This window comes from Daejeonella sp., assembly GCF_049655485.1.
In the GTDB taxonomy this organism is placed as follows: domain Bacteria; phylum Bacteroidota; class Bacteroidia; order Sphingobacteriales; family Sphingobacteriaceae; genus Daejeonella.
Map to the genome: position 1 here is coordinate 1 of NZ_JBASJU010000332.1, position 1884 is coordinate 1884.

At 38.4% G+C, this 1884-nt stretch carries 1 protein-coding gene; it reads left to right on the top strand.

Annotation, left to right across the window (positions count from 1 at the left end):
* A partial coding sequence (locus WBJ10_RS13625) for a carboxypeptidase regulatory-like domain-containing protein (protein WP_424291207.1) occupies window positions 1–1884 on the top strand: 1884 nt, incomplete at both ends.

The window sequence follows — 1884 nt, forward strand, 5'->3', positions numbered from 1 at the left end:
CTGGAATGATAAAAAGTTGTTTACTTGTTTTCCTCATCCTTTCGTTTTCTCTAGCCAATGCTCAAACAAAGATCAACGGCAGAGTCAGGAAGAAAGAAAATGGAAACGTCTTGCCGGGTGTTAATGTTATCGTTAAAGAGAAAAATAATGTGGAAATACTGTCTTATGCATCGACAGATGAAACCGGGTCTTATCAGTTAGCTTTCACGAGCGGAGCAGACAGCGTGGTTATCACAATTGCCGGCTTTAATGTGAAAAAACAAACGAAAACAGTTTTAAACAAGAGTCAGATGGTAAATTTTACCGTTACTTCCGAAACTATCCAGTTAAAGGAGATAAAGATAAAGGCGCCGAACATCCAGCAGATAAATGATACTCTTAACTATAATGTAGATGCGTTTGGCGACAAAAATGACCGGACCATAGGTGACGTTCTGAAAAAAATGCCTGGAATAGTGGTTAATGAGGACGGTTCTATCACCTATAATAACAAGCCTATTACTAGATTTTATATTGAAGACAGAGATTTGCTTCAGGGCCGTTACGGTATTGCTACTAATAATATTGAAGCAAAAGATGTAGCTACTGTACAGGTACTGGAAAACCATCAGCCAATAAAGGCGCTCAAAGAGAGAGAATTTACGGATGCAGGGGCGATTAATCTTAAACTGAAAGATAGTGCCAAGGGTGTGCTGATGGTTACGGGTCAGTTAGGCACAGGACTGACTCCTTGTTTGTGGAATAATGAATTGTTTTCCATGCTTTTTAGTAAAAAAAAGCAAAGCCTGACTACCTATAAAGGAAACAATTCCGGCAAGGATGCTTCCGCTGAACTCAATACCTTTTATTCAGGACAGGAGAAAGTTGAGACCGGAAACACGCTGTCGGTGCAATCGCCAATTCCACCTCCAATAACCCGCGAACGATATCTGTTTAATCGCTCTAATACAATTTCGACGAACAATTTATGGACTCTCGGAAAGGATTATCAGGTTAATGCTAATATCAATTATGTGAACGACAGGCAGGAAAAGAGCAGCTATTCACGTTCAGTGTATTACCTTAAGACTGATAGTTTATTAACAATAGAAGAGTCACTGGCTGCAACTGAGCATATTAATTTATTAAATGCAGTGATTCAATTAAATACAAATAAGAAGAATTATTATTTGGATAATTTACTAAATGTTACCGGAGGATGGAACGGGGAGGATGGAAACGTGCTTAGCACCGGAAATATAGCTCAGGAACTCAACAAACGTCTTTATACATTGGGTAATGCATTTAACTTAATCAAGAATTTTAAAAAGGTCAACATTAATATTCAATCTTATAACGGCTACAGCAGCAGCCCGCAAGTGCTTAAAATACAACCTTTTCTTTACGGCAATCTGTTTCAAAACAATGCAAAGTTGGATCTAATGAGGCAAACATTGATTCAAAACCACTTTTCATCTACAAGCAAATTTACTCTTGGCTTAGGTAATAGTGCATTGAAACAAAACTATACAGTTGGAGTGAATTTGAGTCTTCAGAACCTGCATTCCGATTTACAGGCGCGATTTGCTACAGGTGAATATAACAACGTTCCGGATTCGCTCCGCAATCAACTTCAATGGAACAAATATCAGTTGCTTTTCAGCTCAGGATATACTTACTCAAAGAATAAGTTGAAGGCAACAGTCGGGTTTCCTCTGGTTTATAATTACTTATATGCAAGAGACCCAGTTTATGGAAGAGCAGACAGGAACAATAGCAAATTGTTCTTCAATCCAACACTTAGCTTAATGTATGAACTCAATTTGTTCTGGAATATATCTGCTGGTGCCTCGATCAACAACCAGTTAGGAGAGATCAAAAGTGGATTCACCGGGTATATCATGC